This is a genomic window from Pseudomonas sp. Z4-20 (genome assembly GCF_051131955.1).
Classification (GTDB): domain Bacteria; phylum Pseudomonadota; class Gammaproteobacteria; order Pseudomonadales; family Pseudomonadaceae; genus Aquipseudomonas; species Aquipseudomonas marvdashtae.
Map to the genome: position 1 here is coordinate 5059185 of NZ_CP071641.1, position 15271 is coordinate 5074455.

The following is a 15271-nucleotide window of genomic DNA, read 5'->3' on the forward strand; positions in this document are numbered from 1 at the left end:
GGCGCAATCTTTCAGGCAGACCGCGCCAGCCGGTTTACGACGGCTTCGCCGCCGAGCGGGAGCAAGCTCCCTCGCCACAAAGGCTGTGTCCGGTTTGATTGCACTTAATTGACTGACATCGCCGGTCGCCACGATAACAAACGGCCAGCACCCTCGCTAGAAAGCAAAACGCCAGCACTCAAGGCTGGCGTTCTACGTTGTAGCTCTGGCGATCAGCGCGGCACGACTGGCTTGCGTGCGGGCTTGGGTCCTTTGCCCTTCGCCGCGTCTTTGCGCTCCTTGGCGGCCTGCTGGTTGCGGGCAAACGCGGCGGCCTTGGCTTGTTCGCGCTTGTCCCAAGGATTGCCGCCGTCGCTCGCGCGCGGTGGCAAACCGGTGTGCTGGGTCAGGATCTTGGTGGTTTCCTTGGCTACCTTGTGGCTGCCGGCTGGCGTCGAGTTCTTGCGACGAGCGCTCTGGTAGCTGTCGGTCGCCGGCTGGTGCAGCGGGATCAACTGGTTCTTGCCCGGCCCGATCAGGTCGGCGCGGCCCATGCGGGTCAATGCCTCGCGCAGCATCGGCCAGCCTTTCGGGTCGTGATAACGCAAGAAGGCCTTATGCAGGCGGCGTTGCTCCTCGCTCTTGACGATAGTCACCGCATCACTCTTGTAGGTGACCTTGCGCAGCGGGTTCTTGCCCGAGTGGTACATGGCGGTGGCGGTGGCCATTGGAGACGGATAGAACGCCTGCACTTGGTCGGCCCGGAAGCCATTGCCCTTGAGCCACAGCGCCAAGTTCATCATGTCTTCGTCGGTGGTGCCCGGGTGGGCCGCGATGAAGTACGGAATCAGGTACTGCTCTTTCCCGGCTTCCTTGGAGTACTTCTCGAACATCCGCTTGAATTTGTCATAGCTGCCAATGCCCGGCTTCATCATCTGGTTGAGCGGACCTTCCTCGGTATGCTCCGGCGCGATTTTCAAGTAGCCGCCGACGTGGTGGGTCACCAGCTCCTTGACGTATTCCGGCGATTCGACCGCCAGGTCGTAGCGCAGGCCGGAGGCAATCAAAATCTTCTTCACCCCTGGCAGTGCCCGTGCGCTGCGGTACAGCTGGATCAACGAAGAGTGGTCGGTGTTCAGGTTCGGGCAGATGCCAGGGAACACGCAGGACGGCTTGCGGCACGCGGATTCAATTTCTGGGCTCTTGCAGGCGATGCGATACATGTTCGCGGTCGGGCCGCCGAGGTCGGAAATGACCCCGGTGAAGCCCGGGACCTTGTCGCGGATCTCTTCGATCTCGCGAATGATCGACTCTTCGGAACGGTTCTGGATGATTCGGCCTTCGTGCTCGGTGATCGAGCAGAAGGTGCAGCCGCCAAAGCAGCCACGCATGATGTTCACCGAGAAACGGATCATCTCGTAGGCCGGGATCTTCTCCTTGCCGTATGCCGGATGGGGGATACGTGCGTAAGGCATGCCGAACACGTAGTCCATTTCTTCGGTGGTCATCGGAATGGGCGGCGGGTTGAACCAGACGTCGACGTCGCCGTGCTTCTGTACCAAGGCGCGGGCGTTACCCGGGTTGGTTTCCAAGTGCAGCACGCGGTTGGCGTGGGCGTAGAGCACCGCGTCGCCACGAACCTTTTCCACCGACGGCAGGCGAATCACGGTCTTGTCGCGGGTCATTCTCGGGCTGGCCAGGATTTGCACGACCTTGGCTTCGCTCGGGTCCTCGACCTGCCCCTTCTCCTGCTCGATGGCGCAGGCTTGGGTATCTTGGGTGTTGACGTACGGGTTGATGATCTTGTCGATCTTGCCCGGACGGTCGATGCGCGTGGAATCGACTTCGTACCAGCCTTGCGGCGTGTCACGGCGGATAAACGCGGTGCCGCGCACATCGGTGATGTCTTCGATCTTGTGGCCATAGGACAGCCGCTGGGCGACTTCGACAATCGCCCGCTCGGCGTTGCCATAGAGCAGGATGTCGGCGCAGGCGTCGATCAGGATCGAGTTGCGCACCCGGTCCTGCCAGTAATCGTAATGGGCGATGCGGCGCAGGGAGGCTTCGATGCCGCCGAGTACGATCGGCACGTGCTTGTAGGCTTCCTTGCAGCGCTGGCTATAGACCAGGCTCGCACGGTCCGGCCGCTTGCCGGCCAGGCCACCTGGCGTGTAGGCGTCATCGGAGCGGATTTTCTTGTCGGCGGTGTAGCGGTTGATCATCGAGTCCATGTTGCCGGCCGCGACGCCGAAGAACAGGTTGGGCTCGCCGAGCTTCATGAAGTCGTCTTTGGACTGCCAGTTCGGCTGGGCAATGATCCCGACGCGAAAGCCTTGGGCTTCCAACAGCCGGCCGATGATCGCCATGCCGAACGACGGGTGATCGACGTAGGCATCACCGGTCACGATGATGATGTCGCACGAATCCCAGCCAAGCTGATCCATCTCCTCCCTGCTCATCGGCAGGAATGGCGCTGGCCCGAAACATTCGGCCCAGTACTTGGGATAGTCAAATAACGGCTTGGCTGCTTGCATGTCGATGACCGGTATAGAAGATGAAAAATCGCGGGCGCGGAATATAGCACAAAATTTGACCAATTGTGGCGAGGGAGCTTGCTCCCTCGCCACAAAGGCGGATTAAGCGGATAGGTTATTCGTCGTCATCAAAATTGTAGCTGCCCGGCGCCAGGTTCTCGAAGCGCGTGTACTTGCCTATAAACGCCAGGCGGATGAAACCAATCGGACCGTTCCGCTGCTTGCCGATGATGATTTCGGCGATGCCCTTGTGCTCCGTTTCCGGGTGATACACCTCGTCACGGTAAACGAACATGATGACGTCGGCGTCCTGCTCGATCGCTCCGGATTCCCGCAAGTCGGAGTTCACCGGGCGCTTGTTCGGGCGCTGTTCCAGGGAACGGTTCAACTGCGAAAGGGCAACGACTGGGCAGTTGAATTCCTTGGCCAAGGCCTTGAGGGAACGGGAAATCTCGGAAATCTCGTTGGTGCGGTTGTCGCCGCTAGAGCCGGGGATCTGCATCAACTGCAGGTAGTCGATCATGATCAGCCCGACCTCGCCGTGCTCACGCACCAGGCGGCGGGTTCGGGCGCGCATCTCCGACGGACTGATACCTGCGGTATCGTCGATGAACAGCTTGCGGTCGTTGAGCAGGTTCACCGCCGAGGTGAGGCGCGGCCAATCGTCGTCTTCCAGCTGGCCGGAACGGACCTTGGTCTGGTCGATACGCCCAAGGGACGAGAGCATACGCATGATCAGCGATTCGCCTGGCATCTCGAGGGAGTACACCAACACAGCCTTTTCACTGCGCAGCACGGCGTTTTCCACCAAGTTCATCGCAAAAGTGGTCTTACCCATGGATGGACGGCCGGCGACGATGATCAGGTCGGATGGCTGCAGGCCGCTGGTTTTCTCGTCGAGGTCGGTGTAGCCGGTGGACAGGCCGGTAATGGCGTTGTCAGTGTTGAACAAGGTGTCGATGCGGTCGATGGCCTTGGTCAGCAGGTCGTTGACGCTGACCGGGCCACCGGTTTTTGGCCGGGCCTCGGCGATCTGGAAAATCTGCCGCTCGGCTTCGTCGAGAATCTCAGCGGCGGTGCGACCTTCCGGGTTGAACGCACTGTCGGCAATCTCAGTGCTGATGCCGATCAACTGGCGCAAGGTCGCCCGCTCGCGCACGATCTGGGCGTAGGCCTTGATGTTGGCGACCGACGGCGTGTTTTTCGCCAGTTCGCCGAGGTAACCGAGGCCGCCGACCTGGGATGTCTGGCCTTCCTTGTCCAATTGCTCGGCCAGGGTCACGACGTCGATCGGCATGTTCTGATCGGCCAACTTGGCGATCGCACGGAAAATCAGCCGGTGGTCATGCCGATAGAAATCGCCGTCGGAGACTTGATCGAGCACACGTTCCCAGGCGTTGTTGTCCAGCATCAGGCCACCGAGCACGGCCTGTTCGGCCTCGATGGAATGCGGAGGCACCTTCAGGGCAGCGGTTTGCAGATCGTATTGCTCGGGGGCGGTGATTTCGTTCATGGCCACGTCTGGTTATGAAAATCAGGAATTGCAGAAAGACAAAGGGCACGACCTGTAGACAGGATCGTGCCCGATGTTACCGACAAGCACCCGAGGGTACCAGCCGACAGGTGTTGCTTAAGCTGCTACCACGACAACGCGTACGGTGGCTTCAACTTCGGCGTGCAAGTGCACGGCTACGTCGAATTCGCCTACGTTGCGGATGGTGCCGTTCGGCAAACGAACTTCGCTTTTCGCCACTTCAACGCCAGAGGCGGTCAGTGCGTCAGCGATGTCGTGAGTACCGATCGAACCGAACAGCTTGCCTTCGTCGCCAGCGGTGGCAGTGATGGTCACTTCCAGCTCGGCCAGTTGGGCAGCACGGCTTTCAGCCGATGCCTTACGGTCTGCGGCGGCTTTTTCCAGCTCAGCGCGACGCTCTTCGAACGCAGCCAGGTTGGCAGCGGTCGCAGCGGTGGCTTTGCCGAAAGGCAGCAGGTAGTTACGGCCGTAACCAGCCTTAACGTTTACTTTATCGCCCAGGTTGCCCAGGTTGGCGATTTTTTCCAGAAGGATCAGTTGCATGTGAAAATCCTCTAACTTTTAACCTTCACCGTTCGCGTTGTCGGCGTCTTTCGGCGCCATACGACCGCGAAAATCAATCAGGCTGTCGACGATGGCCAGGACCACCAGCAACGGATAGATCAGCTGCATGAACAGCAACAACGTGACGTACAACCCCACCAGCCAGAACCTGGCCAGTCGCTTTTGCGCCACCAGCCCGTGAATCAGGGCCAGTGCGGCGAACACCAGCGGTACACTGCACAACGGCGTGAGCATGGCCATCTGCGGACCGAAGTTCGGCCCCAGAAGCATGCCCGCCAGCAGCAACATCGCCAGTCCAAGCGGGAAGCGGATGGCGCGAAACTCGCGACCAAAACCACCCGGGTTATACAACAACGCCTGCCAGTAGCGCCCGATAACCAGGCTCAGCACACTGACGATCTGCAACAAGGCCGCAATCAGGCCGGTCAGGACGGGGGCGATCAGGGACGCGAAACGCGCCTGCTCCTCTACCGACATCTTCTGGTAGAGATCACCGAGCGCCTCGGGCAGGATTTTTATCAAAGCCTGCGACAGCATCTCGATCTGGGGTGCGAAAGCCACCCCGAGCACCACTGAAAACACCACGCCTATCGCTATGCTGACCAGCAGCACGCGGTTCCAGGATTCGCTGGCGCGCAATACCAACGCCAGCGCCGAAGACCCCAGCAACACCATGAGTGCGCGCGGGTCAGCGGAATACATCCACCAGAGCAAAGCCGGCAGAAGCCCCAGAGCAAGAACGCCCAAGGCGTCCTTCAATCCGCGCCGCAGGAGTACAAGACTACCCGCGGCAGCACCCAACCAGTACAACAACGGCAATGCCGCACATCCAGCCACTACCAGAGTGGCCTGCACACGTCCCCGCATGATGAAGTCAGCTAAGGCGCGCATGCATTCAATCCCTTACCACTTGTCGACTGCCCGGTCTCAGCGGCCGTGGCTGTCGGTGTAGGCCAGCAGGGCCAGGAAGCGGGCGCGCTTGATAGCGGTGGCCAGCTGACGCTGATAACGAGCTTTGGTACCGGTGATGCGGCTTGGAACGATTTTGCCGGTCTCGGATACGTAGGCTTTCAGAGTGTTGAGATCTTTGTAATCGATCTCCTTCACGTCTTCAGCGGTGAAGCGGCAGAATTTACGACGACGGAAGAAACGTGCCATGTGATTGGCTCCTTAAAAGGTCCGTGGATTACTCGTCAGCGTTATCGCTGTTGTCGCTGTCGCTATCGCTGTCATCGCCTTCGGCGCTGTCAGAGTGCTCAGGACGGTCGCGACGCTCACGGCGCTCACTGCGGTTTTCTTCAGCCTTGAGCATCTCGGATTGGCCGGTGACGGCTTCTTCGCGACGGATGACCAGGTTACGGATCACTGCATCGTTGTAGCGGAAGTTGTCTTCCAGCTCGGCCAGGGCCTTGCCAGTGCACTCAACGTTCAGCATCACGTAGTGAGCCTTGTGAACATTGTTGATTGCGTAGGCCAGTTGACGACGGCCCCAATCTTCCAGACGGTGGATTTTGCCGCCGTCTTCTTCGATCAGCTTGGTGTAACGCTCAACCATGCCGCCGACTTGCTCGCTTTGATCCGGGTGGACCAAAAAGATGATTTCGTAATGACGCATGAATGCTCCTTACGGGTTGTAGCCTGCCGCTCAAAAACGGTCAGACAAGGAGTGAATGACACTTATGGACTTGAGGACGCTAGACACATAAGTGCCTGCCATCACAGCAAGGGGCGCAATTGTAGAGAAGGGCTCAAGGCGGCGCAAGGCAAATGAACAGCCGCAAGCAGCGAGCGACAAGCGGCAAGCTGATACCGCGATCAGCTCTGAACTTGCCGCTTGAAGCTTACAACTTGCGCGAAGCGGCTGTTTTGACGCCACGCTGGCGCTGGGCCTCGAACAGGCAGACACCGGTCGCGACCGAAACGTTGAGGCTGCTGACGCTGCCGGCCATCGGCAGCTTCACCAGGTAGTCGCAATGCTCACGAGTCAGGCGACGCATGCCCTTGCCTTCGGCCCCCATGATCAGGATGGTCGGGCCCGTCAGGTCCTGGTCATAAATGCTGACTTCGGCCTCGCCCGCCGTGCCCACGACCCACAAGCCGCGTTGCTGGAGTTTCTCCAGGGTGCGCGCCAGGTTGGTCACAGCCACCAATGGAATCACTTCCGCCGCGCCGCAAGCGACTTTACGCACCACGGGCGTCAACGTCGCCGACTTGTCCTTGGGCACGATCACCGCCAGCACGCCGGCGGCATCTGCCGAACGCAGGCAGGCACCGAGGTTGTGGGGGTCGGTCACACCGTCCAGCACCAGCAACAGGGGCGCGCCTTCGGTTCGGTCGAGCAGCTCGTCGAGCATCGCTTCGCCCCAGACCTGGCTCGGGCTGACTTCAGCCACGACGCCCTGGTGCACGCCTTCGACCCAGGCGTCCATCTCACGACGCTCAGCCTGGCCGACCGCCACGCGATTTTCGCCGGCCAATTCAATCAGGGTCTGCACCCGCGGATCGCTACGCCCCTCCGCCAACCAGATCTGCTTGACCCGCTTGGGGTGGTGACGCAGCAGCGCCTCCACGGCATGCACGCCGTAGATTTTCTCCAACTGACTCATGACTTGGCCTTGGGTTTACGCGCCCCGCCACTCTTGGCTGGGGCCGAGCCTGCTTTCGGCGGGCCTTTACGATGCTTGCTCGGTTTGCTGGTCGCCTTGTCCGGGGCCGACCTTGCGGCCTTTCCCCCAGACGACGCTTTACCGCCGTTCTTGGCTTCGGTCAGCAACGCCTGCTTCATTTCACGACTTTTGCGCAGCTCGGCGTTTTTCGCCGCTGCATCGCTCGGGCGATAGGCTTCGGCGGCCTTCTCCTTGGCCGGACCGCGACGCCCGGACTTGGACGGTGCCGGTTCGGCGGCGGTCTTGGCCGCAGGCGTCGCGGTTTCGGCACCGCGCTTCTTGCGACCAATCGGCGCGCTGATGGTTTTCTCGGCCATTTCGAAGTCGATCTTGCGCTCGTCAAGGTCGACGCGCATCACGCGCACTTCAACGGTGTCGCCAAGACGGAAGCTGCGGCCAGTGCGCTCGCCCGCCAGGCGGTGATGCACGGGGTCGAAGTGGTAATAGTCGCCTGGCAGCGCGGTGACGTGCACCAAGCCTTCGACGTAGATATCGGTCAGTTCGACGAACAGGCCAAAACCGGTCACGGCGGTGATCACGCCCGGGAACGATTCACCCACGCGATCCTTCATGTACTCGCACTTGAGCCAGTTCACTACGTCGCGAGTCGCTTCGTCGGCACGCCGCTCACTCATCGAGCACTGCTCGCCGAGCTGCTCCAGGGCTGCTTCGTCGTACGGATAGATGCGCGCCTTGGGAATGGTCATCGCGCCGGCACGCTTGACGTGCGGAGTGTCCATCTTCGAATGGATGACGCTGCGGATCGCCCGGTGCGTGAGCAGGTCGGGATAACGACGGATCGGCGACGTGAAGTGGGTATAGGCTTCGTAATTCAGGCCGAAGTGGCCTTGGTTATCGGCGCTGTACACCGCCTGGCTCAGGGAACGCAGCATGACGGTCTGGATCAGGTGGAAGTCCGGGCGATCCTTGATACTGGCCAGCAGGGCTTGGTAATCCTTCGGCGAAGGGCCGTCCTTGCCTTTGTGCAGGGACAGGCCCAGCTCACCGAGGAACGCTCGCAGTTTTTCCAGGCGCTCAGGCGGCGGACCGTCATGGACCCGGTACAGCGCAGGAATCTCGTGCTTTTTCAGGAATTCAGCGGTAGCCACGTTGGCCGCTAGCATGCATTCCTCGATCAGCTTGTGTGCATCGTTGCGAACGGTCGGACGGATTTCGGCGATCTTGCGCTCGGAGCCGAAGATGATCCGGGTTTCCTGGGTTTCGAAATCGATCGCGCCCCGCACATGACGTGCCGCCAGCAACACCTTGTACAGCGAATAAAGCTGCTTGAGATGCGGCACCACATCGGTGTACTCGCCACGCAGCTTGCGCGACTCGGCCAGCTTCGGCGTTTCCAGCATCGCGCTGACCTTGTTGTAGGTCAGGCGGGCGTGGGAGTGAATCACCGCTTCATAGAAGCAATAGTCGGTCATCTCGCCGGACTTGGAGATGGTCATCTCGCAAACCATAGCCAGGCGATCGACTTGCGGGTTCAGCGAGCACAGCCCATTGGACAGTTGCTCTGGCAGCATCGGCACCACGCGCTCGGGGAAGTACACCGAGTTGCCGCGCACCTGGGCTTCGGCGTCCAGCGCCGAGCCGAGCTTCACGTAGCTGGAGACGTCGGCAATCGCCACGTACAATTTCCAGCCACCGGAGAACAGGCGCAACTTGCCTGGCCTGGCTTCGCAGTAGACGGCATCGTCGAAGTCCCGTGCGTCTTCGCCATCGATCGTCACGAACGGCAAGTGGCGCAAGTCGATGCGCTTCTCCTTGTCTTTGTCCTCGACTTCCGGCTTGAGCTTGGCGGCCTCTTTCAGGACCGCCTCAGGCCAGACGTGGGGAATGTCGTATGTGCGCAGGGCAACGTCGATCTCCATGCCCGGCGCCATGTAGTTACCGACCACTTCCACGATATCGCCTTGAGGCTGGAAGCGCGGGGTCGGCCAGTGGGTAATCTTTACTTCGACGAACTGACCGACCTGAGCGTTGGCGTTGCGGCCCGGAGTGACCAGGACTTCCTGCTGGATTTTCGGGTTGTCCGGAATGACAAAACCGATACCGCCTTCTTCGAAATAGCGGCCGACGACTGTTTCGTGGGCGCGGGACACCACTTCAACGATCACGCCTTCGCGGCGCCCACGACGGTCCAGGCCGGATACGCGGGCCAGTGCACGGTCACCATCGAACACCAGGCGCATCTGCGCCGGACTCATGAACAGATCGTCGCTGCCATCGTCCGGAATCAGGAAGCCGAAGCCATCACGGTGGCCAGCGATGCGGCCCAGGATCAAATCGAGCTTGTCGACCGGGGCATAGGTGCCACGCCGGGTATAGATCAGTTGAGCATCGCGCTCCATGGCACGCAGACGGCGGCGCAGGGCTTCGAGCTGATCCTCGGTGGTCAGGCCAAACTCTTCGACCAGTTGCTCGCGGCTAGCAGGCGACCCCCGATCGGCGAGGTGCGCCAGGATCAGTTCGCGGCTAGGAATAGGGTTTTCATATTTTTCCGCTTCACGAGCGGCCTCGGGATCGAGGGACTGCCAATCGGCCATTAGAGAGTTTTCACCTTGTCTATATGCGGGTTAGTTTGGCATAGGCGTAATGAAACGGGAAATTTCAAGCGTCAGATGCCTTTTCTAAAGTCTTTTGACCGACCTTTAAAGCCCCGGATCGCACCGCTCGTGAAATTTAACGGTTTTTTTGCTCGCAGGGGTTTACAGTTAAAAACACGCTCCGTATAGTGCGCGCCATCGACGACAACACATGTTGTCGATACTGCCCAGATGGTGAAATTGGTAGACACGCCAGCTTCAGGTGCTGGTGACCGCAAGGTCGTGGAAGTTCGAGTCTTCTTCTGGGCACCAATTCAAAGCTTCGAGGTTTCGTGCCTTGAGCCTCTCAAAAACCCGCGAAAGCGGGTTTTTGCGTTTCGCCCCACTGGCTTTCCGTTTTGGCAATTATCAAAACAAAAACAGGGGTTTACAGATCAAAACGCGCTCCGTATAGTGCGCCACATCAACAGCGGCAACGCTGAAGATGCTGCCCAGATGGTGAAATTGGTAGACACGCCAGCTTCAGGTGCTGGTGACCGCAAGGTCGTGGAAGTTCGAGTCTTCTTCTGGGCACCAATTCAAGCTTCAAGGTTTCTAGCCTTGAGCCTCTCAAAAACCCGCGAAAGCGGGTTTTTGCGTTTCCGGGCTTAGCGCCCCCCTCCCTGACAATCTGCCAGACAAACCAGACTCCCCACTTATCGTCAAGACGCACATGAGAAACAATATCGTTTATCATTGTTACAAGTTTTTGCTACACGACAGTGAGGAACCCCGCGAATGATGTTTCGAACCACCCTGCGCCGCACCCTGGCCTTCACCCTGCTCAGCCTGACCCTCGCCACGCCCCTCACCGAAGCCGCCAACAAAGTGGAGCTGACCCTCTACAACGGCCAGCACAAAGAAGTCGGCGACGAACTGGCCAAGGCCTTCGAAGCCAAGACCGGTATCCACGTCAACGTGCGCAAGGGCAGCAGCAACCAGCTCGCCAGCCAAGTGGTCGAAGAAGGTGAGCGCTCCCCAGCCGATGTGATCTACACCGAAGAATCGCCGCCGCTGAACAAACTCGGCGAGCAAGGCTTGTTGGCGAAGATCGACGACGCCACCCTCAACGTACTGCCCAAGGACTATGTGGCCCGCGATGGCGCCTGGATGGGCGTGACCGCCCGCGTGCGCGTGGTCGCCTACAACCCCAAGCTGATCGACGAAAAAGACCTGCCGAAAACCGTCCTCGATTTCGCCCAGCCGCAATGGCAGGGCAAGGTCGGCTTCGTACCGACCAGCGGTGCGTTCCAGGAACAAGCCGTCGCCATTATCAAATTGCATGGCAAGGAAGCAGCCGAAGAATGGCTCACCGGGCTGCGCGCGTTCGGCAAGGTCTACAGCAACAACATGGTTGCCCTCAAGGCCGTGGAGAACGGCGAAGTGGCAACCGTGCTAGTGAACAATTACTACTGGTTCGCCCTGCAGCGGGAAAAAGGCCAGCTCGACTCCAGACTGCACTATTTCACTGGCGGCGACGCCGGCGGCCTGGTCACCGTCTCCAGCGCAGCTGCGCTCAAATCCAGCAAACACCCCAAGGAAGCCCAACAATTGCTCGCCTACATGGCCAGTGAAGAAGGCCAGCGCGTGATCACCCAGACGTCCGCCGAATACCCGCTGCACAAGGGCATGACGTCGGATCGCGGCCTCAAGCCTTTCAATGAGCTCGAACCACCGAAAGTCACCCCGGCCGACCTTGGCAACGCCGAAGAGGCACTGGAGCTGGAACGTGAAGTCGGCCTGAACTGATGACGCCTTCGCTGACTGCCGGCAATTACGTTCCACGACGCAAGCGCCCGTCGATTGGGTTGCTGCTTCCCGTCTTGCTGCTGGTGCTGCTGAGTGCTCTGCCGCTGCTGTACGTCACCGCAAAAGCCTGGCAAGCCGGCTGGACCGAGGCGCTGCATCTGCTATGGCGACCGTACGTGTTCGGCCTGCTGCGCAATACCCTGGCGCTGATGATCGGCGTCACGCTGGCCTGCGGCGTCATCGGCCTGTCCCTGGCCTGGCTGCTGGAGCGCAGCAACCTGCCGGGCCGCCGGGCCTGGGGCGTCATTCTGTGCCTGCCGTTCGCGGTGCCAGCGTTTGTCAGCAGCTTCACCTGGGTCTCCCTCAGCGCCCAATTCGAGGGACTGGGCGGGGCGATCCTGGTGATGACCCTGTCCAAATACCCGCTGATCTTTCTTCCCGTGGCAGCAACCCTGCGCAACCTCGACCCCTCCCTCGAAGAGTCCGCGCGCACCTTGGGGCAGAATCGCTGGGGCGTGTTCTTTCGCGTCACCTTGCCGCTGCTCTGGCCTTCGCTGCTGGCTGGCTCATTGCTGATTGCCCTGCACATGCTGGTGGAGTTCGGCGCGCTGTCGATCATCGGCCTGCAGACCTTTACCACAGCGATTTATCAGCAATTCGAGCTGGAATTCAGTAACGCCAATGCCGCCATGCTGTCGGCCGTGTTGTTGGCGCTGTGCCTGGTCCTGCTGTGGCTGGAGTTGCGAGTGCGCGGTAGGGGCCGTCATGTGCGCACCGGACAGGGCGCGGCGCGACAGCCCGAGCAAGTGCGACTCGGCGCCTGGGCAGTACCCGGTCAGTTGTATTGCCTGGCATTGACGGTCATTGGCAGCGGTATTCCGCTGGGGATGTTGGCGTACTGGCTGGCGGTGGGTACTTCCGCCGCATTTCCGGTGGCCGAAATCGGCGAGGCGCTGCTGTCATCGCTGGCGCTTTCACTTGGCGGCGCTGCGCTCTGCCTGATACTGGCGGTGCCGGTCGGCCTGCTCGTGGTACGTCATAAGGGTCGCCTGGCGCTATGGGCCGAACGCCTGCCCTACTTGCTGCACGCCCTGCCAGGGCTGGTGATCGCCCTGAGCCTGGTGTATTTCGCCCTGCATTATGTACCGGCGCTGTACCAGACTTCAGGTCTGCTGCTGATTGCCTATGCGCTGCTGTTCCTGCCGCTGGCCCAAGCGCCGGTGCGTACCGCGCTGAACAAGGCTGCGCCGCAGCTGGAAGAGGCCGCGCGAACATTGGGAGCTTCGTCGTTCAGCGCGTTCCGTCGCGTGACCCTGCCGATCATCTTCCCGGCGCTGGGTGCGGCGTTCGCGCTGGTGTTCCTGGATGCGATGAAAGAGTTGACCGCCACGCTGCTGCTCAGCCCCACCAGGCTCAACACCTTGGCAACAGCCGTATGGGCACATACCTCAAATGTTGAGTTCGCAGCAGCTGCGCCTTATGCGGCGCTATTGATCCTGGTGTCGGGGCTGCCGGTTTATCTGCTGACGACGCGGATGTATCTGAGCCGCTGAAACGGCCATCGCAAGCAAGCTCGCGCCACAAGACAACCCTGTGGGCGAGCTTGCCTGCGAAAGGCCAGGGCAGGCTTTTCGATCAAGCTCTGAACTGCCCCAGGCTCGCTTTCAACTGCGCCGCCAAGCTGTCCAGCACCTTGCCGCTGGCAGTGGTCTCGACCACGGCCTGGGCGGCTTTTTCGGCCTGGACATGAATGGTTTCCACTCGGCTGCGCACCGCTTGCGCGCCTTGGGCTTGATGCGCCGCTGCCTGGGTCGCCAGGCCGATGGCCGCATGGACCTGCTCGACGGAGGCCTGCACCGACTGCTGCAACCGCGCGCTGTCACGCAGCACCAACAAACCCTCGCTGGCCTGGCGCCCGGCCTGGCCAATCGCAGCCACTGCTTCACGCGCACCCTGTTGCAAGGCCACGATATGGGCCTGGATGTCGCCGGTCGAACTCTGGGTCTTGCTCGCCAGCGCCCGCACCTCATCCGCCACCACCGCGAACCCACGTCCGGTTTCCCCGGCCCGCGCCGCCTCGATGGCGGCGTTCAAGGCCAGTAGGTTGGTTTGCTCGGCGATACCATGAATCACGGTCAGCACCACTTCGATCTGCTCGCTCTGCTGGGCCAGCCGCTCAATGACTTTCGCCCCGGTGTCGACCTGCCCGGCCAACGCCTCGATCAAACCACCCACCTTGGCCGAGGTACGGGTGTTTTCGTCGGTAGCCTTGCGAATCTCCACCACCTGCTGCAAGGCCGCCTGCATTGCATGGCTTTCCGACTGCGCTTCGTCGGCCATTTGCGACAGCGCCCGCAGGCTCTCGGCCACTTCATCACGCTGCATCCCCGCGGCCTTGTCGGCACCGGAGTTGCGCAAGGTCATCGCGCCAATTTCCTGGCCAGTGCGCTGGGCCACGTCCCCGGCTTCGCGGACGATCGGTTGCAACTTGTCGACGAAGCGATTGACCGCCGAAGCCATGTCGCCGATTTCGTCCTTGCTGTTGATCTGCACACGCTTGGTCAGGTCGCCCTCACCCGCCGCCAGGTCGTTCATCGCAGCAATCAATAACTTCAAGCGATTGACCACCCGGCGCCCCAGGACCACAGCCAGCAACACCAGCACGCCAAAGCCCACCAGCGCCAGGCCCAGGCCGATACGCCAGCGCAAGGTTCCTGCGGCCTCTTGCACGGTAGCGGCGGTGTTGGTCTGCATTTGCGTAGCGGTAGCCTGCGCCGAACCCAGGCGGCCGCGCATGGCGGCGGCGCTGTCGGCAGCGGCTCCCTTGAGGCTGTCGCCCACCAGTTGGTCGCTGCTGGCAATCAACGCAGCAAAGCGTTGGTCGAGGGCCTTCAGATCGGTCTCGACGGAGGCCGTCGACACACCCATCAATACCTTGCCGATTTCCACGCCGTTGGGGTTGATCGAAGCTTCGAGGTAATACACGGACGGATCGTTCTTCGCCGCATCCAGCACTTTGTCCAGCGCTCGCTCGCCCTTGCCCTTTTCCAGCAAGGCCTTGTTGATCGGGTTCTCGCGGTTCAGCTAGCGCGTAAGGTGTTCACCGGCGGCGTCGTCATAAATGACAAACAGCACGTTGGGATTGCGCTGCGCCCGGCGGGCGAATTCAGACAGGGTCGGCACGTCGCTGTCCCACATGGCGCGGGGAGCGACCGAAGCAAGAAGCTGCGCCATATCATTGGCGGACTCCTTGAGGCTTTTCTCCAGCGTCGTGCGCAATTGCGCCTGCTCGTCTTTCAATCGCGTGGACAAACCGGCGGTAAGGCGTTGCCGGGTGCTGGCCGACAAGCTGTCCAGGCTTGAGGTGACTTCACGCCCGGCCTGCTCCAGTTCACCAGACAATTTTTGACTGTCGCCCCCCAGCCGAGCGTTTAGATCGGCCTCCAGCGCGGTGACCGTGCTTCGGGTCAGCGCAACGGCGACCAGCACTTGCACCAAAAGGGCGATACCGAGAGTAACGAACACGGGCCGCAGCAGACGGCTTTGTAACAGTGAGAGAACGGCCGACACAGGAGAATCCCTCTACTAACGCCATTAATTTGATAGCACTCGTATAGATGTGCCGGTAATGGAGTTGCATAGCAAGTGTCG

The 15271-nt window shown here is 60.8% G+C and carries 10 protein-coding genes, 2 tRNA genes and 1 pseudogene; 4 read left to right on the forward strand and 9 right to left on the reverse strand.

The window, feature by feature from the left end; genetic code table 11:
• Nucleotides 1–212 precede the first annotated feature (212 nt).
• The 8 genes from J3P82_RS23195 to rnr form a co-directional block, all read right to left on the reverse strand.
• Nucleotides 213–2513 (reverse strand): YgiQ family radical SAM protein, encoded by a 2301-nt coding sequence (locus J3P82_RS23195; protein WP_434558861.1) that lies wholly within the window; start codon nt 2511–2513, stop codon nt 213–215.
• Between the two features lie 115 nt (nt 2514–2628).
• A complete protein-coding gene (gene dnaB / locus J3P82_RS23200) occupies nt 2629–4026 on the reverse strand; it encodes a replicative DNA helicase (protein ID WP_014336312.1) in 1398 nt (465 codons plus the stop codon).
• 117 nt (nt 4027–4143) lie between these two features.
• Entirely contained in the window at nt 4144–4590 is a 447-nt protein-coding gene (gene rplI, locus J3P82_RS23205; RefSeq protein ID WP_003186385.1) for a 50S ribosomal protein L9, read from the reverse strand.
• A gap of 18 nt (nt 4591–4608) precedes the next feature.
• Entirely contained in the window at nt 4609–5502 is an 894-nt protein-coding gene (locus J3P82_RS23210; RefSeq protein WP_186610740.1) for a hypothetical protein, read from the reverse strand.
• 36 nt (nt 5503–5538) lie between these two features.
• Complete coding sequence (rpsR, locus tag J3P82_RS23215) at nt 5539–5769, reverse strand: 30S ribosomal protein S18 (RefSeq protein ID WP_002551829.1); 231 nt, start codon at nt 5767–5769, stop codon at nt 5539–5541.
• Between the two features lie 28 nt (nt 5770–5797).
• A complete protein-coding gene (rpsF, locus tag J3P82_RS23220; RefSeq protein ID WP_025211554.1) occupies nt 5798–6226 on the reverse strand; it encodes a 30S ribosomal protein S6 in 429 nt (142 codons plus the stop codon).
• Between the two features lie 226 nt (nt 6227–6452).
• Nucleotides 6453–7217: a 23S rRNA (guanosine(2251)-2'-O)-methyltransferase RlmB gene (gene rlmB / locus J3P82_RS23225; protein ID WP_434558863.1), complete on the reverse strand. Its 765-nt coding sequence runs from the start codon at nt 7215–7217 to the stop codon at nt 6453–6455.
• Nucleotides 7214–9832 (reverse strand): ribonuclease R, encoded by a 2619-nt coding sequence (rnr, locus tag J3P82_RS23230; protein WP_434558865.1) that lies wholly within the window; start codon nt 9830–9832, stop codon nt 7214–7216. The genes rlmB and rnr overlap by 4 nt, the downstream gene beginning before the upstream one ends.
• Nucleotides 9833–10057: 225 nt before the next feature.
• Between rnr and J3P82_RS23235 the strand changes: the two genes are divergently transcribed.
• The 4 genes from J3P82_RS23235 (at nt 10058) to J3P82_RS23250 (ending at nt 13173) form a co-directional block, all read left to right on the forward strand.
• A tRNA-Leu gene (locus J3P82_RS23235) sits at nt 10058–10144 on the forward strand.
• A gap of 177 nt (nt 10145–10321) precedes the next feature.
• Nucleotides 10322–10408 (forward strand) — tRNA-Leu (locus J3P82_RS23240).
• A 201-nt stretch (nt 10409–10609) separates the two neighbouring features.
• A complete protein-coding gene (locus tag J3P82_RS23245) occupies nt 10610–11620 on the forward strand; it encodes an extracellular solute-binding protein (RefSeq protein WP_434558867.1) in 1011 nt (336 codons plus the stop codon).
• Entirely contained in the window at nt 11620–13173 is a 1554-nt protein-coding gene (locus J3P82_RS23250; RefSeq protein WP_434558869.1) for an ABC transporter permease, read from the forward strand. The genes J3P82_RS23245 and J3P82_RS23250 overlap by 1 nt, the downstream gene beginning before the upstream one ends.
• An 82-nt stretch (nt 13174–13255) precedes the next feature.
• On the opposite strand, the pseudogene J3P82_RS23255 reads toward J3P82_RS23250, so the two are convergent.
• A pseudogene (locus tag J3P82_RS23255) lies at nt 13256–15190 on the reverse strand (methyl-accepting chemotaxis protein).
• Nucleotides 15191–15271: the final 81 nt, after the last annotated feature.